Origin of the sequence: Moorena sp. SIO3I8 (assembly GCF_010692325.1) — a bacterium.
Taxonomy (GTDB): domain Bacteria; phylum Cyanobacteriota; class Cyanobacteriia; order Cyanobacteriales; family Coleofasciculaceae; genus Moorena.
Genome location: NZ_JAAHHW010000023.1, coordinates 55,454 through 80,184, shown reverse-complemented (window position 1 = coordinate 80,184; position 24,731 = coordinate 55,454). Strand labels below are relative to the sequence as shown.

General features: G+C 43.5%; 23 protein-coding genes. 12 read left to right on the top strand and 11 right to left on the bottom strand.

Features of this window, described 5'->3' with window-relative positions:
* Positions 1-65 precede the first annotated feature (65 nt).
* Entirely contained in the window at positions 66-248 is a 183-nt protein-coding gene (locus F6K51_RS11900; protein ID WP_293020540.1) for a hypothetical protein, read from the top strand.
* Here F6K51_RS11900 and F6K51_RS11895 read toward each other — a convergent pair.
* Positions 197-2,254, bottom strand: a complete 2,058-nt coding sequence (locus F6K51_RS11895) for a tetratricopeptide repeat protein (protein WP_293020538.1) — start codon at positions 2,252-2,254, stop codon at positions 197-199. The two genes, F6K51_RS11900 and F6K51_RS11895, sit on opposite strands and share 52 nt — an antisense overlap.
* A gap of 369 nt (positions 2,255-2,623) precedes the next feature.
* Here F6K51_RS11895 and F6K51_RS11890 point away from each other — a divergent pair, with 369 nt between their 5' ends.
* Positions 2,624-4,333, top strand: a complete 1,710-nt coding sequence (locus F6K51_RS11890; protein WP_293020536.1) for a glycosyltransferase family 2 protein — start codon at positions 2,624-2,626, stop codon at positions 4,331-4,333.
* A gap of 325 nt (positions 4,334-4,658) precedes the next feature.
* Here F6K51_RS11890 and F6K51_RS11885 read toward each other — a convergent pair whose 3' ends face one another.
* The 3 genes from F6K51_RS11885 to F6K51_RS11875 all read right to left on the bottom strand — a co-directional run bounded on the left by F6K51_RS11885 (position 4,659) and on the right by F6K51_RS11875 (position 6,796).
* A complete protein-coding gene (locus F6K51_RS11885) occupies positions 4,659-5,177 on the bottom strand; it encodes a hypothetical protein (protein ID WP_293020534.1) in 519 nt (172 codons plus the stop codon).
* A gap of 852 nt (positions 5,178-6,029) precedes the next feature.
* The gene (locus F6K51_RS11880; RefSeq protein WP_293020532.1) at positions 6,030-6,176 is read right to left on the bottom strand and encodes a hypothetical protein; all 147 of its coding nucleotides are present in this window, start codon (positions 6,174-6,176) and stop codon (positions 6,030-6,032) included.
* A 134-nt stretch (positions 6,177-6,310) separates the two neighbouring features.
* Positions 6,311-6,796, bottom strand: a complete 486-nt coding sequence (locus F6K51_RS11875) for a hypothetical protein (RefSeq protein WP_293020530.1) — start codon at positions 6,794-6,796, stop codon at positions 6,311-6,313.
* A 529-nt stretch (positions 6,797-7,325) separates the two neighbouring features.
* On the opposite strand from F6K51_RS11875, the gene F6K51_RS11870 reads away from it, so the two are divergent.
* Positions 7,326-7,523, top strand: a complete 198-nt coding sequence (locus F6K51_RS11870) for a hypothetical protein (protein ID WP_293020528.1) — start codon at positions 7,326-7,328, stop codon at positions 7,521-7,523.
* 262 nt (positions 7,524-7,785) lie between these two features.
* Here F6K51_RS11870 and F6K51_RS11865 read toward each other — a convergent pair whose 3' ends face one another.
* Both F6K51_RS11865 and F6K51_RS11860 read right to left on the bottom strand, forming a co-directional pair.
* Positions 7,786-8,580 (bottom strand): sulfotransferase domain-containing protein, encoded by a 795-nt coding sequence (locus F6K51_RS11865; RefSeq protein WP_293020526.1) that lies wholly within the window; start codon positions 8,578-8,580, stop codon positions 7,786-7,788.
* On the bottom strand, positions 8,580-14,135 hold the full coding sequence (locus tag F6K51_RS11860) for a tetratricopeptide repeat protein (protein WP_293020524.1): 5,556 nt from the start codon (positions 14,133-14,135) through the stop codon (positions 8,580-8,582). Before F6K51_RS11860 ends, F6K51_RS11865 begins: the two co-directional genes overlap by 1 nt.
* Positions 14,136-14,883: 748 nt before the next feature.
* Here F6K51_RS11860 and F6K51_RS11855 point away from each other — a divergent pair.
* Positions 14,884-15,378: a TIGR00725 family protein gene (locus F6K51_RS11855; protein WP_293020522.1), complete on the top strand. Its 495-nt coding sequence runs from the start codon at positions 14,884-14,886 to the stop codon at positions 15,376-15,378.
* Here F6K51_RS11855 and F6K51_RS11850 read toward each other — a convergent pair.
* Positions 15,375-15,542 (bottom strand): hypothetical protein, encoded by a 168-nt coding sequence (locus F6K51_RS11850; protein ID WP_293020520.1) that lies wholly within the window; start codon positions 15,540-15,542, stop codon positions 15,375-15,377. The two genes, F6K51_RS11855 and F6K51_RS11850, sit on opposite strands and share 4 nt — an antisense overlap.
* A gap of 230 nt (positions 15,543-15,772) precedes the next feature.
* Here F6K51_RS11850 and F6K51_RS11845 point away from each other — a divergent pair, with 230 nt between their 5' ends.
* A complete protein-coding gene (locus F6K51_RS11845; protein WP_293020518.1) occupies positions 15,773-16,201 on the top strand; it encodes a hypothetical protein in 429 nt (142 codons plus the stop codon).
* 119 nt (positions 16,202-16,320) lie between these two features.
* Here F6K51_RS11845 and F6K51_RS11840 read toward each other — a convergent pair whose 3' ends face one another.
* On the bottom strand, positions 16,321-16,473 hold the full coding sequence (locus F6K51_RS11840; protein ID WP_293020516.1) for a hypothetical protein: 153 nt from the start codon (positions 16,471-16,473) through the stop codon (positions 16,321-16,323).
* 29 nt (positions 16,474-16,502) lie between these two features.
* Here F6K51_RS11840 and F6K51_RS11835 point away from each other — a divergent pair, with 29 nt between their 5' ends.
* From F6K51_RS11835 to F6K51_RS11815, 5 genes are all read left to right on the top strand, one after another.
* Entirely contained in the window at positions 16,503-17,174 is a 672-nt protein-coding gene (locus tag F6K51_RS11835; protein WP_293020514.1) for a hypothetical protein, read from the top strand.
* Positions 17,174-17,665, top strand: coding sequence for an ABC transporter transmembrane domain-containing protein (locus tag F6K51_RS11830; protein ID WP_293020512.1), 492 nt, complete (start codon positions 17,174-17,176; stop codon positions 17,663-17,665). The genes F6K51_RS11835 and F6K51_RS11830 overlap by 1 nt, the downstream gene beginning before the upstream one ends.
* A gap of 22 nt (positions 17,666-17,687) precedes the next feature.
* Positions 17,688-19,097 carry an ABC transporter ATP-binding protein gene (locus F6K51_RS11825; protein WP_293020510.1) on the top strand — a complete coding sequence of 470 codons (1,410 nt, stop codon included), beginning with the start codon at positions 17,688-17,690 and terminating at the stop codon, positions 19,095-19,097.
* A gap of 43 nt (positions 19,098-19,140) precedes the next feature.
* A complete protein-coding gene (locus F6K51_RS11820; RefSeq protein WP_293020508.1) occupies positions 19,141-19,407 on the top strand; it encodes a DNA-binding protein in 267 nt (88 codons plus the stop codon).
* Positions 19,408-19,735: 328 nt separating this feature from the next.
* Complete coding sequence (locus F6K51_RS11815) at positions 19,736-20,356, top strand: hypothetical protein (RefSeq protein WP_293020506.1); 621 nt, start codon at positions 19,736-19,738, stop codon at positions 20,354-20,356.
* Between the two features lie 23 nt (positions 20,357-20,379).
* Here F6K51_RS11815 and sodX read toward each other — a convergent pair whose 3' ends face one another.
* The 3 genes from sodX to F6K51_RS11800 form a co-directional block, all read right to left on the bottom strand.
* Positions 20,380-20,727, bottom strand: a complete 348-nt coding sequence (sodX, locus tag F6K51_RS11810) for a nickel-type superoxide dismutase maturation protease (RefSeq protein WP_075903030.1) — start codon at positions 20,725-20,727, stop codon at positions 20,380-20,382.
* Positions 20,728-21,000: 273 nt separating this feature from the next.
* On the bottom strand, positions 21,001-21,474 hold the full coding sequence (gene sodN / locus F6K51_RS11805; RefSeq protein ID WP_075903032.1) for a superoxide dismutase, Ni: 474 nt from the start codon (positions 21,472-21,474) through the stop codon (positions 21,001-21,003).
* 154 nt (positions 21,475-21,628) lie between these two features.
* Complete coding sequence (locus F6K51_RS11800; protein WP_293020500.1) at positions 21,629-21,952, bottom strand: hypothetical protein; 324 nt, start codon at positions 21,950-21,952, stop codon at positions 21,629-21,631.
* Positions 21,953-22,164: 212 nt separating this feature from the next.
* Between F6K51_RS11800 and F6K51_RS11795 the strand changes: the two genes are divergently transcribed.
* Positions 22,165-22,377 (top strand): hypothetical protein, encoded by a 213-nt coding sequence (locus F6K51_RS11795; protein WP_008181887.1) that lies wholly within the window; start codon positions 22,165-22,167, stop codon positions 22,375-22,377.
* 82 nt (positions 22,378-22,459) lie between these two features.
* Positions 22,460-24,685: an RNA degradosome polyphosphate kinase gene (locus tag F6K51_RS11790; RefSeq protein ID WP_293020497.1), complete on the top strand. Its 2,226-nt coding sequence runs from the start codon at positions 22,460-22,462 to the stop codon at positions 24,683-24,685.
* The last annotated feature ends 46 nt before the right edge of the window (positions 24,686-24,731 follow it).

The window sequence follows — 24,731 nt, the reverse complement described above, 5'->3', positions numbered from 1 at the left end:
ATAATGTGTACCTCATAGCTACGAGAAACGCTATAGGGTTTTTATCTGGGTTGTAAACACACTTCTTGCCTTCAAACTTTAGCATGTATGCCTCTTGCCTCTTGCCTGTTCCCTGTTCCCCATTCCCTACTCCCTACTCCCTACTCCCTACTCCCTTTTCCCTACTCCCTACTCCCTACTCCCGACTCCCTACTCCCTACTCCCTACTCCCTACCTTGCCTTGTTTTTCCAAAACCCTGGTCAACTGAGCGTTTACTTCATAATTTTCGGGTTGGATCTCGAGGGCGATTTGGTAGAAAATAATGGCTTGGTCTAACTGATTTTGTTTAACTAATGTATTGCCTAACTGTAGATACAGTTCAGGATCGTTGGATTGTATCCCTAATGCCTTGTGATAATTATCGAGATTATCTGGATTAGTCCGAATGGCTCGACGATAACAGCTGATTGCTTGATCTAAATCTACTTGGACTCTTTCTCGAAGCACATTTCCTAATTTTTCGTGTATCTCGGGGTCATCTGGCTTTAACTGTATAGAGCGACGGTAAGACGCTACCGCCTGATCGGACTTTCCCAATTGAACCAATACACTTCCTAAACTACTGTGTAACTGAGGATGGCCTGGATTTAATTCAATAGCACTGCCATAGGCGGTAAGGGATTCATCCCAACGGTGGAGTTTGCTGAGGGCATTTCCTAAGTTTTGGTAAAATTCAAAGTACTGGTTGGGGGATAGGCCTATGGCTTGGTTTAAGGCAGCTACTGCTTCGTCTAACTTGCCGTGTTCAGTTAAGGCTAGCCCTAAATTATGGTGAGACCAGGGATTGTAAGGATTGAGTTCTATAGCTCGCTGGTAAGCTATTGCTGCTTCATCCCAATTCTGTTGTGTTAAGAGTAAATCCCCTAACCAATGGTAAGATTCACAACAGTTGGGATTGATATCGAGAGCATAGCGATAGGCTGCGATCGCTTCCGCTATTTTTCCCTGTTCTCGCAAACTATCTGCCCATTGGTGAGCCGCTAGCCAAGGGTCTTCTGATGGGGGTTCATAGTCTGGTTCTTGCCACTGTCCCAATGCTTCCAATGCTTTGCGCAAGGGGTAGTATAAATCAGGATTTTCTGGACTGAGGTCAATGGCACGACCATAAGCGGTAACTGCTTCCTCCCAGTGCTGGAGTTGGGTGAGAGCCTCCCCTAATTTTTGGTAAAACTCAAAGAACTGGTTAGGGGATAGGGCTATGGCTTCTTGATAAGCAGCTACGGCTTCTTCTAGCTTCCCTTGTTGGGCTAAGGCTAAGCCTAAATTATGGTGAGTCCAAGCATTGTAGGAATTGAGTGCTATGGCGGATTGGTAAGCTGCTGCGGCTTGCTCCCAATTCTTGTTTTCTCGATATAAATCCCCTAGCCAATGGTGAGACTCAAACCGGTCGGGATTGGTGTCAATAGCATCGCGATAGGCTGCGATCGCTTGATCCAATTGTTTGGTTTCTCGCAGAGCATCGGCTAAGCTCTCTTTAACCCCATTGATGGTGGGGTTAATGGCTATAGCGCTACGGTAAGCGGTAATGGCTTCATACCATCGAGTTTGTAAGCTCAGACTATCCCCGAGATTTTGGTAAACCCAAGCTGGCTGGTCTTGATTGAGTGCGATCGCATTTTGGTAAGAGGCGATGGCATCGTCTAAATTTCCCTGTTGCTGCTGACATTGTGCCAAGTTAGGATATACTACTTTCCCATTTTCTGGGTCACACTGACTTGCTTCCTGGTAAGCGCAAACTGCTTGATCAACTCGATTGGTTTGCCTCAGAGCATCCCCAAGATTTTTGTAGATCCAAAACGGATGGCTAGGATTGAGTGCGATCGCATTTTGGTAGGATGCGATCGCATCGTCTAAATTTCCCTGTAGTGCTTGAGCTTGTCCTAAATTGTGATAAAAATCCGGATGGTCTGGCTCGAACTGCATCCCATTCTGGTAAGCCACCATCGCCTCATCCAGTTTTCCTTGGGCTCTCAGAGCATCCCCGAGATGTTTGTAGACCCAAAACGACTGTTGGGGATTGAGGGCAATTGATTTTTGGTAGCTTGCGATCGCACCTTCTAAATCCCCCTGCTGAGCCTGAGATTGTCCCAAAAGGTGATAAATTCCTGGATTATCTGGCTGTAACTCAATTGCTTCCTGGTATGCTGCAATTGCTTCACTCTGTTGTCCTTGCTGTCTCAATTGATTTGCAATACTTACAGAAGTTTCAACCATAGCTAGTTCTAGTTGGGAGCACATCCTAATACTGTTTTTTTATACAATTATTTAACGATGGTTAAATAATTGTATTCGTTCTAGCAGTTTCTCATCGAATTGATTGTGGTATCTTAGGGATTTCGCCAAAACTTTATTATAGCTAATCGCTTATACCTAACCGATTCTATTTTCTTATCTAAAATAGCGTTTGTATTGGATATATAAACCTTTGAGGTCTTTTTTTCTTAGACAATAAAACTTCGGAGCTCTTTACCCTGTTGCCTTTTGGCTCTTGCATGCATGGCTTTTTCGGCAACAAGTGTGTTTACAACTCATATACAAACTCTATAACCATACCATCAATATCAACCATTAGCAATCAGCAAAATGGCGCAACCGTTGTATATCAAGCCAGATATTCGATCAACCCTAGGCATCAGCATTTTCACGGTGCCTAAGCCTTTTCTAGGTAACATTGGTATCATCCAGCACAACGCTATTACCAGCTGGACTTTGCTCAAACCCAAGCCAGAAATCATTTTATTTGGTGATGAAATTGGTACAGCTGCTATTGCTCAGGACTTAGGACTTAATCATGTTCCTGATATCGAGTGCAATAGCTATGGCACTCCTCTACTGGATAGTGTGTTTGCCCAAGTCCAGGAACAAGCAACTCACGATATCATCACTTATATCAACGCTGATATTATTCTACTGAAAGATTTTACCCAAGCCATTGAACAGGTCTGCCAACACTTAGAGACATTTTTAATCACTGGACGACGCTGGAATCTTGACCTGTCCAAGTCCATAGAATTTCAGTCTCCCACCTGGGAAGACACCATGTGTCAACAGGTCAATCAGACCGGTTGTTTAGGGGCTGATGATGCTAAGGATTACTTTATCTTTCCTAAAAATTTATTTCCTACTATCCCTAAGTTTGCGGTAGGACGGGGATATTGGGATACCTGGATGGTAACTACTGCGGCTATGAGGGGTTATCCCATCGTCGATGCCAGCGAAGTGGTGATGGCAGTGCATCAAAATCATAGTTACGGTCATCTGATGGGGGGCAAAAATGAGGCCCATATGGGTAAGGAAGCGCAACAGAATAAAACCATTGGCAATGTCCAAGGACAAGGGACGATTGCTGACAGCAGCTGGCAGCTAAAACCCTGGCATGATCACGATTCACCACGAGTTAGTGTGATTATTATTGTTCACAACAATAGCGCGATAGTTGAGCGAGCAGTGGACAGTGTGCTGGCTCAAAACTATTCCGACTATGAAATTATTGTGGTGGATGGGGCTGGTAATCAGGGAACAGAGAATAGGGAGCAGGGAGTAGGGAGTAGGGAGGGATCCCCCCTAGCCCCCCTTAATAAGGGGGGGATGCGAGTAGCAGGGAACAGGGAGCAGGGAGTAGGGAGTAGGGAGGGATCCCCCCTAGCCCCCCTTAATAAGGGGGGAACAGGGATTAATAAGGGGGGAACAGGAAGTAGGAACCTTAGTAAGGGGGGAATTGTTATTAAAGGGGGATGCGCTCTTGAGATGGCCCAAGGAGAATTTGTCACTTTTCTCGATAGTGACAGTGTTTTACTACCAGATGCCCTAGAGAAACAAGTAGCAGCATTTGACCGGGAATCCTCTACCCTGGATTTACTATTGAGTGGCTGGCAACTGGTTGAGGGAGACAAGATCACCCAGGTGACGCCATGGCAAGAGTTACCGGATTTAGAAGACTTACACATCTGGAAGTTAGAGAAACTCTGGCAACCGTTGCGTCAAAGTAATAGTATGTTTCGTCGCAGTCGTTTAGACCTAGTAGGAGGCTTCAATAGGGAATTAAATCAAGAGGCTGCGATAGTAGAAGTAATAATAAATCTAGTATTTTTGAGAGGAAGCCGAGCCCTGTGGTTGCCAGAAGCAACTTGTAGCTATTTTGGAGAAAGTAATACTATTGAGGAACAGTCTACTCCAGTTGCTGAAGAGATGAAAAAAGTGATTGATAGTATCTTTAAGCAACCAACAGTAAAGGGATGGATGCAAAAATTAAAAGCTAGAGCCTATCCTAAGGGAGTAGGGAGTAGGGAGTAGGGAGTAGGGAATCGGGAATCGGGAATCGGGAGTAGGGAATCGGGAATCGAGAGTAACAAAAATAGGACTTACGCGGTTAACTTGATTTCGCCCCCCTAGCCCCCCAATTTTGGGGGGAAATTGAGTTAAAGTCCCCCAGAATTGGGGGATTTAGGGGGCAAATGCGTAAGTCCTAAAAAAAATATTCAACCTTTAACAACCTTATTGAAAAAGCAATGCAGCCCGCGCTCCATTGCTTTTTCAGTTGCTTCCTTGGGGAGAATTCCAGAGCGAAACCTAGGTTACTTCACTGCTGAGAATTTTATCCAGACTCAACAACTTATGATTACCAATAATACCCAAAAGTGTAATCGTCCCGATCCTCACAAGTAGAGAAGCCGTCGGTGCCAGTGAACCATATTTCCAACCCATAGTCGAACTCAGGAGCATCAAAATCTCCAACCTTTACGTAATCCACTACTCCATCGCAGTCTTCACCGCATTCAAGGCAGTCAAGCTCTGTAAGCTCGAATTCGTTACCATCATTCATCACGTGGCCTGTTACCTTTAAACTCTCAACAGGACCACAACCTAGCTGAAGAAACCTTTGGGAGTCATAAAAAACATGAACTTCGTGGCCCGGCTCTATGTTACCGCTTTGGAATTGGACAAACTCCCATCCATCGACTGCAAACTGGAGTCCAGGATGACGTTCAACTTCCTGAGCCTGTGCAGAAGCTACCGTAAAGGAAGGCATCCAAGTCAGAGCTATGGCAATAACTAATGCCAATAGCGCATTGCGTAGTTTTTGCATAATTAATTTCCTTTGCTTATGGTAAGGGAGCATGTCACTTATGCAGAACATTTGTACTAAAGCTATAGCCCCCTCATGGGTAAAAGCCAAGCTCCTATGGTATATAGTTCATTTGTTCTGGAACATAGACTTGCTCCCCATCAATTTGTGAGAACTATGTAATAGTAGCCCTTTTATATATCTGTGATCCTCATAAAACTCATAGAAAAACTCATAGAAAAACTCATATCTCTCGCACCTCTCAGGGAGCAGGTCAATTTTGTCAGAACACTTGAACTACAAACCCTTGAACTACAGTGTTTTCGGGGCTTCAGTAGCCGTCGTTTTTAATAGTACTAAAGTACTATTACGTTGACCTACTCCCAAAACTCATAAAAAAGCTCATAGAAAAACTCATAAAACTCATAAAAAAACTCATAGAAAAACTCATATCTGACGAAAAACTCAGGGAGCAGGTCAATTTTGTCAGAACACTTGAACTACAAACCCTTGAACTACAGTGTTTTCGGGGCTTCAGTAGCAGTCGTTTTTAATAGTACTAAAGTACTATTAAGTTAACCTACTCCCAAAACTCATAGAAAAGCTCATAGAAAAACTCATAAAACTCATAGAAAAACTCATATCTCTCGCACCTCTCAGGGAGCATGTCACTTATGCTCCTTAATAAGGGGGGGAATCGTTACGGGTGCATCTCATATTTGTAAAAAAGTTGCGTAGGGTGTGTTAGGGGGGGTCTCATTTTCCGCCTCAGGGTTTAGACAGCCCGCCCCGTAACGCACCACCTTGTCAAACAACTTTTAGGAGATGCACCCGCAACTTGTCGCTATTTTGAAGAAAGTAATACTATTGAGAAACAGTCTACTCCAGTTGCTGAAGATATGAAAGAGGTGATTGATAGTATCTTTAATCGGGAATCGGGAATCGGGAATCGGGAATCGGGAATCGGGAGTCGGGAGTCGGGAATCGGGAATCGGGAATCGGGAGTAGGGAATCGGGAGTAGGGAGTAGGGAATCGGGAATCGGGAATGGAGAGTAACAAAAAACATTCAACCTTTAACAACCTTATTGAAAAAGCAATGCAGCGCGCACTGCATCGCTTTTTCAGTTGCTTCCTTGGGGAGAATTCCAGTAGCGAAACCTAAGTTACTTAACTGCTGAGAATTTTATCCAGACTCAACAACTTATTATTCGCAAATCACTGGAAAACTGTAATTTTCGCCGAAATCACTATCGACACACCCAGAGCCGGTACCAGTGAACCAGATCTGGATCTCACCACTACCCTGAAAGCACTCAGGAGTAATAAACGATCCAAACTTGACGAAATCCACTGCAGGGGGGTCAAGGGATTCAAGTTCGAAGTCAGTAACATCGCCGCTGTTATCAGACATGACGTGGCCTGTTACCTCAGTTGAAGGGCCAAATTTAGGACAGCTAGGATTATCAGAAGACACCCTTAGGGAGTCATAATAGACATGAACTTCGTGGTCCGGAGAAAATATCGCACCACTTTGTGATTCTATCCATTGTCCGGTCGGGGCGATTGAAAACTGGAGTCCAGGATGAAATTCAACTTCAGCAGCCTGTGCGGAAGGTACCGTAAAAGAAGGCATCCAAGTCAGAGCTATGGCAATAACTAATGCCAATAGCGCATTGCGTAGTTTTTGCATAATTAATTTTTTTTCCTTACCGTAATGATTGGGTTAACAAGTAATTAATCGAAAGGTTAAGCACCTCGTAACTATTTTTTTCTGCACCCCTACAGAAGTTACTTCCCCAGCTTGTTTCTACTAGGAGCTCAAGTAACCTTTTGTAGATTAGACTAAAGTACAAAAACTTGTCAAGAGGAAAGACAGGAAATCTGCGGCGGGTGGGGAGTGTGATAATTTTCTTTCCCAGAAATTTTTGTCAGCGGCCAAAGGGGGTTTACCCCACTGGGGCTTTGCATAAAGACAGTGAGATGTACCCGATAGGGAGTGGGAAAAACCTTAAATAAATTTTAAGAATGTAGAATTAAGAATTGGGAATTAAGAATTTAGAATTTAGAATTGGCAATTAAGAATTAAGAATTAAGAATTTAGAATTTAGAATTGGCAATTTAGAATTTAGAATTTAGAATTATGCCTTCACCATTCTTAATTATGCCTTCACCATTCTTAATTTTGTCTTCACCATTCTTAATTCTAAATTCGTAAGCATATGCGCTACGCGCACGCTACGCGAACAGCTAATGTGCTACGCACACGCTACTTGAGGTGCCAAAGGCCTGTCGCCACGCTACCGGAAGAGTTTATGCCCATAGCGCATATGCTTACCTACATTCTTAATTCTACATTCTTAATTCTACATTCTACATTCTACATTCTACATTCTACATTCTACATTCTACATTCTTAATTCTTAATTCTACATTCTACATTCTACATTCTACATTCTACATTCTACATTCTACATTCTACATTCTACATTCTACATTCTACATTCTTAATTCTACATTCTTAATTCTACATTCTTAATTCTACATTCTTAATTCTACATTCTTAATTCTACATTCTTAATTCTGCCTTCTACATTCTACATTCTACATTCTACATTCTACATTCTACATTCTACATTCTACATTCTACATTCTTAATTCTACATTCTTAATTCTTAATTCTTAATTCTCATACCCATACTTAATCAAGATAGGTTTAAAACATTCATTAAGCTGATCAATCGTGGCGGGTTGCAACTTTTCTTTATAATCCCCTGGGGTAACTTTACGGATGTGTGATGCGGGATTTTCTTTAGTTGGAAAAATATCGTGCTTCTTAGCTATTTTTTCTATTTTGCTATCCTCAAGCTCTACTTCCAAAAAAGTGATAATATCCGCAACCCACTGACGCTTATTGAAAACAATATCTTCATACCTAAAGAGTTTGAATAACTGATCTTCAATCTTGCTGTACCTTTGAATTATTTTGCGAAATATCGGTGCTTGTTGAATCGCGTACTCATCTATATCAATATCTTGTAGTCGCTGGCGATTTTTCCAAAGGACATCACCTACCTTACCTGGGGGAATAACATGACTGTTCTTCATGGAAAAATAATGGGATACTACAATATCCCTAGGATCGCGAATCAGTAAGATCTTTTTGAAACCACTCAAATCGAAATCATTAAGATAGGCAGGGAGATATCGAGAGCCATAAAAGCCATATCCAGTTTTGACAAAAAGGTCACATATCTCCTTACCAAAGGCACTTTCTTCTACCCCTTGATTAAAGGAAGTTTTGGCAACACTAATCAGTGGTATGTTTAAGGTAAAACCGATATCTTCAATAATTTTGTCCTGCATCACACTCCCTGATTTGTGCAGCGCGAATACGAAAAAACTAGGAATAGCACCAGGGGGAGGTACGTCAAGATAGACTTTCTGATTGTCTCGTGTATATAGAATTTTTTCCATCAGGATTCCTGACTACCCTCCCGTAACGGTTCCCAATCGAGTTGCTCTGTAAAGGTAATTCCCTCAATCAGTACTGCTAAATGTCGATTGGACTGATCAACATGATAGGTCTCAGTCTTCAGGGAAAATAAATTGACGCCTTCAAGTAACGAAATCGGTAGGGTAAATACATTAACCTGATCGATCCCACAGTGATGCACTGCTACTCGCAATAGTAACTTACCCTGTTGCCAAACTTCAAGAAACTGACCCTGGGAGACGTTACGGCAGGCAATGACTAGCTGACCTTTCCTGGGATTACTGGCAATGATGGCAAACTCCCCCTCTGGCCACAGTAACCACTGAATGGGACGAAAAATACCAATGTCTGGTAATGGTTGCTCTAATTCTCCAAAACCCTGACGGGTATAACCTTGAATACCAACCCCAGAGATAATACTACTGTTGTTTTTGGCAATACCGCTTTTAATCGCTAGGGGTTGAGTAAGTTTGGCAGAGCCTACGGGAGAGTCTACTAAAAATTTACTCGCCCTGGGAATTTGGAGCTTATCGACCCAACCGCTTTGGTCTAAGGCCACCATAAAACTGTGATAGCTCGACTGTAAGGAGAAGTGGTTGGCTATATAAATAGCTGCGGTTTTCCCCAACAGGTCTAATTTGTGCCGGTCATAGTATAATTCCTTAATTACCTTAGCTAAGGCTTCTGGGGTTTTTTGGGTCACTACTCGTCCTGACACTCGATTCAAGATCGCTTCTTTGACACCACCTACTCCATAGCCAATGGCAGGTGTGCCACAGGCTGCTGCTTCTATAAAGGTTTGACCAAATGCTTCTTGAAGGGATGGCCCAATAAATATATCGGCAGCGCTGTAGTAATATCCTAATAAGGAGGGGTCCTCGATATATCCTGTACTCCAAATATCAAGGTTTTCTGCGATCGCAGAGCCATGACCAAAAGTAACCAGTAGGATATTATCGAGATTGGCAATGTCTAGGGCTTTGAGTAGATACTTAAATCCTTTGCGCTGATCATTTACAGATTGACTACCAGTGAGTATAATAAATTTATCCTGAGGTAAATTCAACTGGCGGCGACATTCTGCCTGGTCTAAGGGCCTAAATATATCTAAATCAATGCCATAGTAAATGCTCTGAAATTTACTTTCGCATTCTTGGAAATTCCGTCGAGGCTGGTGATAGTCAAAGGCATAACGAGCCCAATTAGTGGTCCAGTGACTATCCCCTAGCACTAACAAAGTTTTATAGCTCCCTAAAAGCCGATGTTTTTTACGAAAAGCGTCGGCTATTTTTTCTGATCCTAAGCTCGGGTATTCATGGCTAGTGGGACATTCGTGATCACATAGGGTGGTATAATTTTCACAATCCCCTACATAAGCACAGCGTCCGGTAAGTAACCACTGGTCGTGCATCACAAAGATAGTGGGGAAATGACTAGTAAGTCTTTCCAAAATGTCCAAGGGATTGGTCATATTATGGATATTGCCCACTACGACTAAATCCGGATTGAGACTAGCAATTAATTGATAAACCTCTGACCCTGTGCAGTCTACGGGAGTCAATGACCAGTCTAATGTGCCAGCAACGGGAATTACTTGATGCCCTGCTAAGGCTAAGGATTTGGCAATGCGTTGGTGAGCAATCCCAGCCCCTCCTAGAAATCCGGTATCGTTGAAGCACACAATGCGCAGGCTGTGGCGTTGCCCAGGCTCTTCTTTCGCTTTAGACTTAGGACAATTGAATTTAGTCCGCAGTGCCTCTGATACCGATAGTAATTCCGGCTCATACTTATCTTTAGTGCTAGTCTTTTGGTTTTCATGGATACGGTATTGAGCGACAGGATAACCTATTACCTGTAAGGTGGCTCCCTTGGCAGCAAATCGCGCCCACAACTCGTAATCCATACTGTAGAAGAGAGATTGATCTACTGAGGCACCACACTTTTCCCAAATGGTGCGGGTAAACATGACTTCTGGCTGATAGAAGAATTTCCCTGTTAGCCAATTCCTTTCTACATCTAAAATTTCTTCAAGGGACATCAGTCCATTAGCACAGGATGTCAAGTGTTGCTCTACGGCTACGCCATCTTTAAACAGTTGACAGACACCGGCTACCACATCAGCACCACTGGTATAAAACGCTAGGGCTATCCTATATAAGGCTCCTGGGGCTAATCGGTCATCACTATTAAGCCAAGTCAAGATTTCCCCAGATGCGATCGCAAATCCTTTGTTCAAGGCTTCACTTTGGCCACTATCGGGTTCACTAACCACATAGGTAAGGTAGTCTTGATATTGATTAACAATGGTCATGGTTTCATCAGTAGAGCCCCCATCAATTAGGATATGTTCGACATTGGGATAGTGCTGATGAATCACTGATAATATGGTTTCTTCGATAAACTCACCTTGATTCAGCGAAGGGGTAACAATCGATATCTTTGGCCAGGGGCTGCCATCGGGGAGAGTTTGGGGGGGATGATAGGGTTCAATGAAAACGTGAGGCCACTTAGAGATATCGTCTTTTGTCCTAAGCTCTGGATGGCGTTGCTCAATTGAAGTATGAATGGGCGTAGGTTGGGTTTTGGTCAAGCCCCCTAAATCCCCCAACTTTGGGGGACTTTGAGAGTTTTGTTCCCCCCAGCGAGGGATTGCTCGCTGGGGGGCTAGGGGGGCAAAATCATACCCAGAATCAGCAACCCTGTCTGAATTACTATATCCTTTTCGTTCTAAGGCTTCCCCTAAATTCTGGTAGACGGAAACATGAAGACTGGGGTCAATATCAATGGCTTGTTCGTAACAGATAATGGCTTCATCCCACTCGCCAATTCTGGCTAAGGCTTCACCGAGATGACTGTAGGCTTTAGCAAAATTCGGGTCAAGTTCGATAGCTTTACGATAGGCTGCGATCGCATCAAGCCACTGTCCGGTTTTTGCTAATGCTTGTCCCAAGTTATAGTAAGACCAAGGCCAATCGGATTTCACCTCAATCCCATGGCGATAGGCAATAATTGCTTCATCCCACTGCTCCAAGGCTTGTAGAGCATCACCTAAATTTTGATAAGACCACGGGAAATCTGGTTTGAGTTCAATGGCTTGTCGGAACACATCGGCTGCGTCTTGCCACCGTTCTAACTTAAGCAAGGCATCGCCCATGTTGTTATAAGACCAGGAAAACTCTGGCTGTATCTCAATGGCTCGACGGTAAGCTGTTACTGCTTCTTCCCACCGTTGCTGCTTAACTAAGGTATCTGCCAAATTATGATGGGCTTGTGCAAGATTCGGTTGCAGTTGAGTCGCTTTGAGATAACAAGGGTAAGCTTCCTCCCATGCTTCCTGTTCTGTGAACAGGTTTCCTAAATAGAAGTAAGCTTTAGCATCTTGGGGATTGTTTTGAACTGCTTGCTGATAAAGGCTTAGCAGCTCAAGCTCTTGTCCTTGCTTTTTTAGCAAATCCCCTAGTCGATGGTAAGCTTCAGACAAATTAGGTTTCAATTCAATTGCCTGACGATAACAAGCTATCCCTTGGGTTAATTTCCCTTGGGCGGTTAAGGTATTACCCAAATTCAAGTGTTCTTCAGCAGATACAGTATTCGGTTCCAATGTCAGAGCTTGATACCAATAATCCGCTGCTGCTTCTGGTTGATTGGTTTGAGTTAGAACTTTTGCTAAGTTACGGTAAGCTCCAGCAAAGCTGGGATTAATTGCGATCGCTTTTTGATAACATGCGATCGCATCTTGCCACTGCTGCCGCTGAGCATAAGCACTACCTAAATTTGCCTGGACTTTAGCTGAATCTGGATTTTGTTGAGCTGCCTTGATAAACGACTCAAGCTCTTGATCTAGGTCTAGATTAGACTGAGAAGCTCTAGAGTTAGGAAGTTGGGGGAGATGATTGCCGCCGCAGAGTCGTGGTGTGCGATCGCGAATTCTGTCCAATTGGTCTCGGTCTAATTGCTCTGGCTTTAATTGCTCTGGCTTTAATTGCTCTCGGTCTAATCGTTCTGGAGCAGTAGGGATAGGCTTTACGGTTGGATTGGTGGGATTAACGGTAATTTGAGATGGGCTAGGCACGATGGCAACAGTTGATGCTTTTATCGTCCCTCCTCTGTAACGTTTAGGGGGAGTAATTGACACCTGCTGCTGCTTCTGGTTGTCTACCAATTCAGGAACAATAGCCTGTTTCAGGGCATCAGAGGCGTTAGCTTGATTGTGGGTGTGACCATTGATCTGACTAGTTAACTGACCATTTATCTGATCAGCTGGTAACTCAGAAGCTGTTAACTGAGAAGCTGGTAACTGAGAACCGGTTCGATAAAATTGCAGTAATTTACGATAGCAAGCATTGGCCTCTTGCCATTTCCCCTGGCGATTCAATGCTTCTGCCAGGTTTTGGTAAGCTACCACCGACTGGGGATTCCGCTCAATTACCTGGCGGTAACAAGCGATCGCTTCTGTTACCAGACCTTCCTTAAATAACTGATTGCCTAGATTAAGGTAGTCCTCTGGTTTAGATTTATCCAACTCTAGCATCAGCTGATGATAACAGCATTTAAGCACTTCCTGTTGGTTTCCCACCTCAGTCCATACTTTAGCTAAGTTGCGATAAGCCCCAGTCAAATCGGGTTTTAGGTTAATCGCCTTTTGATAATATGCGATCGCATCTTCCCAATCCTGCTTACCAGCACACAAGCTACCGAGATTAGCATAAACTTCCGCAAAATCCGGCTCAATTTCCAAAGCTTGGCCATAGTGACCCATAGCTTCAGCAGTCTGACCCATGAACTGTAGCGCATTTCCCCAAATCTTGTAAGCCTGAGCCGTATCTGGGGCAATTTTAATGGCTCGCTCACAGGCAGCGATCGCCTGTTGCCATTGTCTTTGGTTCAAGTAAGTCTGCGCCTGTTGTAGATACACCGTGACTGCTTCCAAAAGACCTCCTGACTGATATTGTTTACAATCGCCCTCACCAGAGCTAGGAACACATTGATCTATAGATTGTTCTCTTGATTGTGACCGATCTAACTTGACGGTTTCTAGTCCAGCCAATTCAATCGCTTTGCGATAATAGGCACTGGCTTGTTCAAATTGACCTTGTTGCTTTAAAGTTGCTCCTAGACGTTGGTAACCCAAACTCGATTTAGGGTCTAGTTCAATAGCTTTGTGATACTGGGTCACTGCTTCATTTAGTTGACCTTTTGCCCACAGGTAATCCCCGTGATTAATACATGATTCCGCTGTTTTCTGTTCTCCTGCTAGGGGGATAGTTCCTAGTTGCGATGCTCCAAAAGAGCCGCTACGCGAATGCTGATTATTATTTTGATTATTGTTTTGTTCTCTAGATGCTTCTGATGTCGATAACCAGTTAACTAAAGCAACAGGGGGCAGATCACCATTAGTCCCATGCCAATGAGGATAATGGAGTCGATGGGGAGTGATCAGGGTATCTTCTGCCATTGAGGGCAACAGATGATGTTTGGGGGATGGCGAACTAATCAGAAAGTATCGTTTGAGTCGATGGAACATTTCCAAAGGCAACAGAGAACAGCTGATCTGGGAGTAGGGAGTCGGGAGTAGGGAGTCGGGAGTCGGGAGTCGGGAGTCGGGAAAGAGAGGAAAGAGAGGAAAGTGTGGGAGGTGTGGGAGGTGTGGGGAGATGGGGAGATGGGGAGATGGGGAGGGGTAATAAAATTGACTATATCTGACCCTTACTAGGAAACGCTATCCTCTCAATCTACAAATTAGATATCGCTAGGAATTATAGCTAATTTTTATTAAAAAATGGGTTAATCAGTTATTGATAACTCAGTTTTGTTAAGGAAATTATTGGCAAACAAAATTATTAGCAGATAACTCCAATTGTCTGTGTGATTTAATTGACAATTAAGCACACCTTTACCTAAGTTTTACACAAGGTTTACAGACGCTTCATACTATAGCATTCAGCCGTCAGCCGTCAGCCGTCAGCCTAAGGCTCATGCTGCTTGAGGTGCTTATTTTATTGAAAAGCACCTCAAGCAGCACCATTTGTAGCACATACAGCGGTTTGCACTTCAATTAGGTACAAATTTATGGGTTTTTAGGGAGCAGGGAGCTTCGGAGCAGGGAGCTTCGGAGCAGGGAGCAGGGACTGAGGCCGTGGGCCACGCTACGCGAACGGAAGAGGAAAGAAGGAGAAAATCCTGTGTACTTGATAGTTATGCAAACCGCCGTAAGCTGATACGCGACACGCTGATAGCTATCTTAAGAGTTACTTTATTAACAGTCTCTGAGAGTTAAATAAGCCATGAGAAAAATAGTGGTTGGGGTAATGGGGCCTGGAGACAAGGCCACTGCTACTGACATTAATCGTGCGTATCGTCTCGGTCAACTGATTGCTGAGAATGGCTGGGTACTGCTGACCGGTGGCAGAAATGTGGGAGTGATGGATGCGGCCAGTCGGGGAGCCAAAATGGTTGGTGGCTTAACGATTGGTATCTTACCCACCAAGGACACTAGGGCCATGTCTGATGCTGTAGATATTGCCATCGTTACGGATATGGGCAATGCTCGCAATACGATTAATGTACTCTCCAGTGATGTGGTGATTGCCTGTGGTATGGGCATAGGAACAGCATCAGAAATTGCTCTGGCTCTCAAAAGTTGGAAAAAGGTTGTTTTGTTGAGTGACCATCGAGAGAGTCAAGAGTTTTTCTGTAGTCTGTCCCAGGAGAATGTATTTCTGGCAACAAGTCCAGATGCTGCTATTGAGTTGGTTAAAACTATTTTAAGTCAGGCTTAGATTTGTTTCAGACTTAGGCCGGATCGCAAGTAGTGTGTCAGTGCAACAGTTTTTGAGTGACTAAAAACAGCAGGGGGAAAATGCGTTCGCGTAGCGGCTCCATTCGCGTAGCGTGGCCCATTCGCGTAGCGTGGCCAATAGGCCAAGGCCAAGGAGCATCGCACTATTTCATGATCTGAAGTTTCCTGTTCTGTCTTCCCTAAATTTTGTTAGTTGAATACCATAATTTTCCTGTCTTGATGCAAAGCGCGAGTGGGGGAAACCTCCTTTGGCAGACTGAATCCCTTGTGTAGTAAGCTTTCCGAGTTTTTTAACTGGAACTAATGCACAAAAGGTACTGAAGACACCCTATAGGAAAGGAAGACTAAAGAAAGAAGTGTAACGATTTCGGACAATGCTCAAATTTCAATCTCTAGGCTTATCAATTATTTCCGCCTCGGTTGTTTTCCATAGTCAAGCACTTGCGTGTGTTCCCGAGTCTGTACTAGACCGGTTTACTAACTTTTATTTTTGGCAGGCTAATCCAGAAATGTCAGATAAGAGGATCAAGTCTCACCAAACACAGTACAAAAAAGAGTGGTTGGCTATTAAAGAGGTTTTGAAAGACAGGATTGTTTGGATGGAAATACCTAGCTGTTATGCTGATCATGGAGACTATGGTTATGAGGTGAAGGATTACGGGGAGACAATTACAGCATTAATCGATGCGGTATTCTATGCTAGTCACCCTGAGTTAAAGGGGCGTAAGTTAAGGCCAAGTGAAACCCACTTAATTCGAGAGTGGAACTTGATAAAACAGAGTTTTTTATATGATCCGTGCTAGTCAGCTTGGCATCCCAAGTACACAATAATTGACACAACACTTTTAATTATTATAGCGGTTTATAGTCTAATCAGGTACACAGGATTTTTTCTCTGTTCCCTGTTCCCTAAAGGCGTTGCTTAATCATGGAATGAATTAAAGAGCTTTGTAGAATAGTTGTTCGCGTAGCGTGGCCTTTTGGCCAAGGTTGTCAGGTTGTTCGCGTAGCGTGGCCTTTTGGCCAAGGTTGTCAGGTTGTTCGCGTATGGATCAGCAGTATCGAAACGCTGCAATTCAGGAATGTCGCGTCACGGTTAGGGGTATGATTGCCAGCATAAAGGCATTCCACTTCGACAAAATGTCTAATGTTGATGTGGCTAACAATAAGCAACTACAGCTCCAAGTGGCACGAGAGGTGGGCTTGATTACGCCCCGTACCCTGAGTACCAACAATCCAGAGGCAGTGAAGCAATTTGCCTCTGAATGTCAAGACCAGGGTATCGTTACCAAAATGCTATCTTCCTTTGCTATCTATGGGGAGCAAGGGCAAGAGCAGGTTGTTTTCACGAACCCAGTCACAGCAGAGGATTTAGAGCATGTGGAAGGACTGCGTTTCTGTCCGATGACCTTTCAGGAAAAAGTGCCCAAGGCTCTAGAATTACGAACCACGATCGTGGGACACCGTATATTTACTGCTGCCGTGGATTCCCAGAGCTTAGAAGGCTCTACTTTCGACTGGCGCAAGGAAGGCCGAGCGTTAGTTAAGTCTTGGAAAGCCTATGATTTACCCGAAGAGGTTGAAAAAAAGTTGCTTAAACTGATGGCTTATTTTGGTTTAAACTATGGAGCCATTGATATTATTCTTACCCCTGATGGTCGGTATGTATTCCTGGAAGTTAACCCGGTTGGGGAATTTTTCTGGTTGGAGACGTTTTCCCCCCACTTCCCCATTTCTCAAGCTATTGCTGAAATTCTACTCACCCATGGGTCATAATGAAAGCTGATCAAATCCCTCAAGTTACTAATGATGAAGCAGAAAATTTACAAGAAGAATTAGATAATAATCTAGAAAAATCAGAAGAAAAGCTAGATAATGTTCAAGATACAGATACAGATAATAAGACAGATAATGAAATAGAGAAAGTACCGGAAGAACTAGAGACGCATTTATACCGGCGTCTATTTGACTATGGTTGGCAGCATAAAGCACCCTTTTTATTCGCGATCGCATTAACTATCTGTGCTTCATTTATCAACTTCTTTATTCCCCAGGTTAATCGCTATGTTATAGATGTAGTTATTCCCGAAAAACAATTTAATATGCTGCCTTGGGTAGGAGTAATTATCCTATCTATGACTTTAGCAGCCGGTGCTTTGCTATTTTTTCAACTCTATGCAATCAAAGTATTCGGACAAAAAACTATTGAGAGCATTCGCCTAGATTTATATCAACATATTCAAGGTCTATCCATTAGTTTTTTTTGAAGGCCAACGCACGGGCGAATTAATGTCACGGTTGGCAAGAGATGTGGAGATAGTCGGGCAATTACTATCTGCTAATTTAATTGCTATATTAATCGATAGTTTTGCGTTTATTGTCGTTTTCATCTATATCCTTGTCAGTAACTGGCTGCTGGCAATCATGATTGCCCTTACCTGGCCTTTCATCATTTATATTTTACAATTTTCTCAGAAAAGACTACAAAAAATCTATCAATCGGTTAACGATCAAGCTGACTTAATTAGTAACCACTTACAATATACTATCTCGAATATTAAAATTATCAAGTCTTTTGGGAACGAGCAGTATGAAATTGACCGATTTAGCGAATTTAGTCGTAACTATCGGGAAGAGAATCTTAAGGCAACTCGATTTTGGTCTATATTCGTACCGATTATTAATACCCTGAATGAACTGGGAAATTTACTGACATTAGTTTTCGGTGCTTGGGGAGTGATGGTTAGCCATCTGACTATTGGGGAATTAGCAGCCCTGTTAACCTATGTCACCCTTTTAAATAAACCGATTAATCGGTTTAATGGATTAGTCAATATTATCCAAAGTTCAGGAGTATCAGCCAAAAGAATTTTTCAGATTTTAGATACAAAAGCAGAGGTTAAAGAGAAGGAAAATGCGATTAACTTGACCTCGATACAGGGCAATCTCAAATTTGAAGGGATGGAGTTTGCTTATCACAACAATCAGTCAGTGATCAGAAACTTCAATTTAGACATTCAACCGGGGATGTCAGTCGCTTTAGTGGGTTCTTCTGGTTCGGGAAAAAGCACTATTGCTAAAATAGCCGCTCGGTTTTACGATCCCCAAAAGGGACGAGTATTACTTGATGGACATGATCTACAAGATATTACTTTAAGCTCCTTGCGATTCGGCGAAGCCGACGCTACGCGAACGCATATTGGCATCGTGCCCCAAGAAACGTTACTGCTCTACGGCACAGTAAGAGAAAACATCGCTTACGGTAAGCTAGATGCCACAGATCTCGAAATTGAAGCAGCAGCAAAAGCTGCCAATGCCCATGATTTTATTATGGGTTTCCCTGATGGTTATCAATCCATTATTGGTGAGCAGGGTGTGAAACTATCAGGAGGACAGCGACAACGGATTGCGATCGCCCGAGTTTTGCTCAAAAATCCCCAAATTGTTATTTTAGATGAAGCTACGTCTGCTCTAGATTCTGAATCAGAACAACTGATTCAAGAGTCTATTAAACAGCTTTTTAAAGGACGCACTAGCTTAGTGATTGCTCATCGACTTTCCACTATTGCTGATGTTGATTTAATTGTGGTTCTGGAAAAAGGCGAGATTGTGGAAACTGGGACTCATACGGAATTAATTGCTCAAGGGGGAAGGTATGCTTATCTGTATGAACTGCAATTTGTGAAGTCAGGGAATTAAGGAGGACAACGGCAAAAAGGGTGACCGGGTATGGGGTAGCTCTGTGGAAGACAATGTTACCCACCTGTTCATTAATGCTATAATTGCCATACCCGATAAAGCTTTAATAGCTATGAGTTCTATCCAGATTACGATACCGGATGAGCGTTTGCAACAACTCCAAGACATTGCAGCTAACCTGAATGTTTCTATAGAAGAGTTAGTGTTGATGAGTGTTGAGCAATATTTAACTCAGTCAGAACTATCTTTTAATGATGCTACAGCATACGTTTTGCATAAAAATGCTGAACTTTATCGCCGACTGGCTTAATGCGTTATCTCACCGTCAGTGAAGTTTTAGAACTCTACTATCGAATTATTCACACCACCAGCGCTGGGACTTTACTCCCATAAACACCTTCAGTAGCGTGAGCCTAGGGCGTGTTTTCTTGCCTCGGAGATCCCCCATTATCCCCCTTAAAAAAGGGGGACGAGCGAGTATGGCTCCCCCCTTTTTTAAGGGGGGCTGGGGGGGATCATAATCTTGCGGAAAACTTTGAAAACACGCCCTAGCGCATTAGCTGATAGCTGACTGCTGATAGCTGAATTCTTACTATGATAGATATGCTCCTAGAGACGATATCACACTACTCTAATCAATGCCCACGCTATTGAAATTGGCAATAATTGCCGCCCATCTATCGGTCTATCTGGTTGCTGCGGTTAACATCTGGATTTTTTCTTATTGGAGTCAATTCTATACTTCTGTTGTCAAGGTGCGATCGCTACCACTGATCTACTGTGGCTACGCTTGTTTTGCGATCGCTAACTCCTACGAAATTGCTGAACACATCGGGGATGACTGGGTTTATGTCAGCCAAATTTCTGATCTCAATCGGCTATTCTATACCTTCATTACTGCTGGCATGTGCTTGATTGCCCTGGGACTGAAAAAATCCCGCTTTCTGGATTTGATCTTAGTTGCCAGCACGGTTGCTGTTCCCCTACTTTATGGTGTTCAAGAGGGCAAAGAATTAATGCAGTTGGTGCAATTAGTTCCTTCGATAATTTTTGTCTATAACTGGTACGTAGTTATGAGGGACTGGCGAGTTTTTCTATTCCCATTATTCTCAAATGTGATCACTGTTGGTTTTGGTATTGCCCTGATTGTTACCGGACAGCAGGCGCTTCATCTGTTCGTCGGTTCTGCTTCAGCGATTGGCTTGCTAATTCTTGGGCGAGTGGCGTGGGTAAAACCAAAAAGGCATTCCAAGGGATAGCTTTGGGATGTTAAAGAAAATGACTAAAAAAAACGACTGGTTACTTTACCAATAATTTGTTGAGAATCCACTAAACCAAAAGAGCGGCTATCGGTACTTTCTAATCGGTTGTCTCCTTTCAGGAAACAACGTCCATCTTCGAGCACCAAAGTTACCCGTTTCACCAATCGCAAGTGGTTTTGGTAAGGGTGTCTAGCAACAACAATGTCACCAACTTTGGGCGGAATGTGCCGATAAGCTCTCGGATCAATTAAGATTTCCTCTCCTGGTTTGAGCAGGGGAGTCATGGATACTCCTGTAACTCGGAAGCGCAACCGTTTTCGCAATATCAACAGTGCTAGCTCAGGAATACTGTTTTTGGTAAAAAGCATTTGAATTAAGAATGTAGAATTAAGAATTAAGAATTAAGAATTAAGAATTAAGAATTAAGAATTAAGAATTAAGAATTAAGAATTAAGAATTAAGAATTAAGAATTAAGAATTAAGAATTAAGAATTTTACATTCTGCTTTCTGCCTTCTACATTCTGCCTTCTACATTCTGCCTTCTACATTCTGCCTTCTACATTCTGCCTTCTACATTCTGCCTTCTACATTCTGCCTTCTACATTCTACATTCTACATTCTACATTCTACATTCTGAGGTTTAGCTAGCCTTATACCAGACAATATCGCGATTCTTGGTTGCCCAGAAAATCTTGTGGATATTCTCTACTGCATCAAGTAGCTCATTGGCGTGCTCAAGGCTAACTTCCACCTTGCAGGCAGAGCATAACTTTGCAGCTTTCCAGAAGGTATCGTGTAGGTCTGGGAACTGCTCCAAGTGTACTGGCTTGAAATAGTCTGTCCACAGGATCAGTATTTCCTCTTTGGTCTTCTGAGCCTGCTCTTCCTTAATAGCAATGAACCGGGATAGGGTATTGTTGTAAGCAGCTAATGCTGGTTGATCATTACTCGCAGGTGGCTCAAGATCAAGGATCTTCTTGGTCATGGAGAGTACTGCCTCAGCGGTGATACGTGCAGCAGCTGGGTCATACACCCCGCAAGGTCCGTCGCAGTGGGCATGGACTTCTGGAGCAGGGAACCAGTCTTTGAGCTGGGCAATAACTTTTTTCAACATATTTTTTAGAGTTCGCTTGTGGTCAGAGCACATGGTAAATATCGGTAAGGGAGGAATAGCCCCAGGATAGCCAATGGCTAATTAGGGTTTTTGACAACCGACTAGACTAAGTTAGTTAACTAACTTAGTTAGCCCAATCTATTCCATCCCCCCCCTACCCATAGTAAGTTATAGCAAGTTGTGTTCTAAAACGATAGTCGATGTGAAGATAGGGAATCGGGAATCGAGAGTCGGGAATCGGGAGTCGGGAATCGGGAGTCGGGAGTCGGGAGTCGGGAATCGTGGGAGGTGTGGGAAGTGTGGGAGGTGTGGGGAGATGGGGAGATGGGGAGATCTTATAGAGTTTTGCTTTCGCGTTTGGCCTACGGCCACAAGCGTGACCATTCGCGTAGCGTGGCCCAAAGGCCAAGGTCAATCCCGTAGCGGCTCCAAAGGAGCATCCCACTAAGTTAACTGATGTAAACCCCAGATATAGCACTAGGCATTAAAGTTAGGAAATTGATAGAAGCCGAAAAGCTAATGCACGTGAACTTTTGCCTCTTGCCTCTTGCCTCTTGCCTCTTGCCTTTTGCATTTTGCCCTTGCGCGAATTTTTATACCAGATAACTATTCTAATTTAAAATAAGTTTACAGTTATTAACATTACGTGTTACCTTATTTAAAAAATTAGACAAACTTCAACTTAGATTCATGAATAGTAAAGAGTTAGCGCAATATATAGAAGCTACTGACGGCATCTCCAAACCCTGGTTACTCGTGCAACTGCGTCTGAAGAAGCTTCAGGAGCGGCGCGCCACCCTATCATCGGAAGCTTATATCAGAGAACTAGAAGATATTCACCAGGATTTGATGAATTTAGGTCAGTGGTGGGTAGGTAGAGAAGACGAAGTGTTCAATCCTTGAGGTTCGTTTAACGCTAGAATCTGGAAGACCATTCTTTCGTTGCCACAAAACAACCTGATCGAGTGGGTTCACTCTGAGCATCATGGGTAAAGCTAAAAAGAATAAGTCTGAATTTGAACAGACCACAGTTGAGCTTCAAAAGAATACGCCTGAATTTGAACAGACCACAGAACAGACCACAGAACAAACCACAGTTGAGGTTAATCTGAGTGACACTGACTATTACTTCAATCGAGAACTGAGCTGGTTGGAGTTCAATAACCGAGTATTACATGAAGCAACGGACCCCCGAACACCTCTGTTAGAGCGTCTGAAGTTCATGGCCATCTTTAGCTCCAACCTCGATGAATTCTTTATGGTGCGGGTGGCTGGTTTGAAACAACAGGTGCTAGCACAAGTTAGTAAACGGACACCTGATGGTCGGACACCCAGTGAACAACTCGATGCCATCAGAGTGCGCTTGTTACCGATGGTAACTCAACAGCATCAACACTTTGAACAGGAACTGCGACCGCTGCTAGCCAAAGCAGGGATTTACATTCTGGACTATGTGGACTTGAACCAGAAACAGCGGAATTACCTGGAAAACTACTATTCCGAGCAAATTTTTCCAGTTCTGACTCCCCTGGCTGTGGACCCCAGCCATCCCTTTCCTTACATGTCCAATCTCAGTCTGAATCTGGCGGTAGTGGTCAAAGACCCGGAAACGGGAGCAGAATTGTTTGCTCGGGTGAAAGTTCCTAGAGTCTTAAAGCGCTTTGTTCCCCTCCCGGAAAAATTGCAGCAACAACAGAATGGAAAAACGACTAGTTGGACTGGTGTTCCTCTCGAACAAATCATTGCCCATAATTTGGAGTCTCTGTTTCCAGGGATGAAGATTCAGGAGTGTCATCCCTTCCGCATTACCCGCAATGCTGATTTGACAGTAGAGGAGTACGAGGCAGATGACCTGCTGATAGCGATTGAAGAGGAACTACGGAAACGACGGTTTGGACGTTCTGCCGTGCGCATGGAAATTCCTGTGACTACCTCCAAGTTAGTCAGGCACACGCTGATGCGAGAGCTGGAACTTGAAGAAACCGATGTGTATGAATTTGAAGGTCTGTTGGCACTGGGTGACTTGATGTCGTTGATGGCATTGCCACGGCCAGAATTGAAAGACCCTGTGTGGGAACCAGTGGTGCCCCGACGCCTGCGCTTCCCTATAGGGGAAGAGAATGTGGAAGATATTTTCAGCGTGATTCGCAGTAGGGATTTGCTGGTACACCATCCTTATCATTCCTTTGGCGCAACGGTAGAACGCTTCATTACCCAGGCCGCTCAAGATCCAGATGTCTTAGCCATCAAAATGACCTTATATCGCACATCTGGTGACTCACCCATTATCGATGCCTTGATTAGAGCAGCAGAAAATGGTGACCAAGTGTCGGTACTCATAGAACTAAAGGCTCGTTTTGATGAAGAAAATAATATCGTCTGGGCACGGAAGTTAGAACAGGCTGGAGTCCATGTAGTCTATGGTTTGGTGGGTTTAAAAACTCACACTAAAATTGTGCTGGTGGTGCGTCGGGAGGGAGATACAATTCGTCGGTATGTTCACATTGGGACGGGGAATTATAATTCTAAGACTGCCAAACTATATACTGATTTAGGACTATTGAGTTGTCGTGATGATTTAGGAGCAGATTTGACAGATTTGTTTAATTCTTTGACCGGTTACTCACGGCAAAAGTCTTATCGAAAGTTGTTGGTCGCACCATTTACTTTACGCGATCGCATGATCGAAATGATTCAGCGGGAGATTGAACATTGCCGCAACGGAGAAACAGGTCGTATTGTGGCCAAAATGAATTCCCTACTAGACCCCAAGATTATTACCGCCCTCTACAACGCCTCACAAGCTGGTGTAAAAATTGACTTGATTGTGCGGGGAATTTGTGGTCTGCGTCCTGGTCTTAAAGGAGTCAGTGAAAATATCCGTGTGGTGAGTGTCGTGGGTCGTTTTTTAGAACACTCACGGATTTTTTACTTCCAAAATCAGGGTCAAGAGGAAGTCTATATTGGCAGTGCGGACTGGATGCGTCGTAATTTGGATCGACGGGTAGAAGCAGTGACACCAGTGGAAGACCCAGAGATTACCAAAGATTTGGAAGAAATCCTGGCAATTATGTTAGCAGATAACCGGCAAGCTTGGGATTTACAGCCTGATGGCACCTATATCCAACGACAGCCAGCTCAAGGGGTTAAAGAAGAATCGGCTCATCAGATTTTGATGGACATGGCGTTGCAATCGTCAGGGATGGGATAGTGGGAGAATGTAGAATTAAGAATTGAGAATTAAGAATTGAGAATTA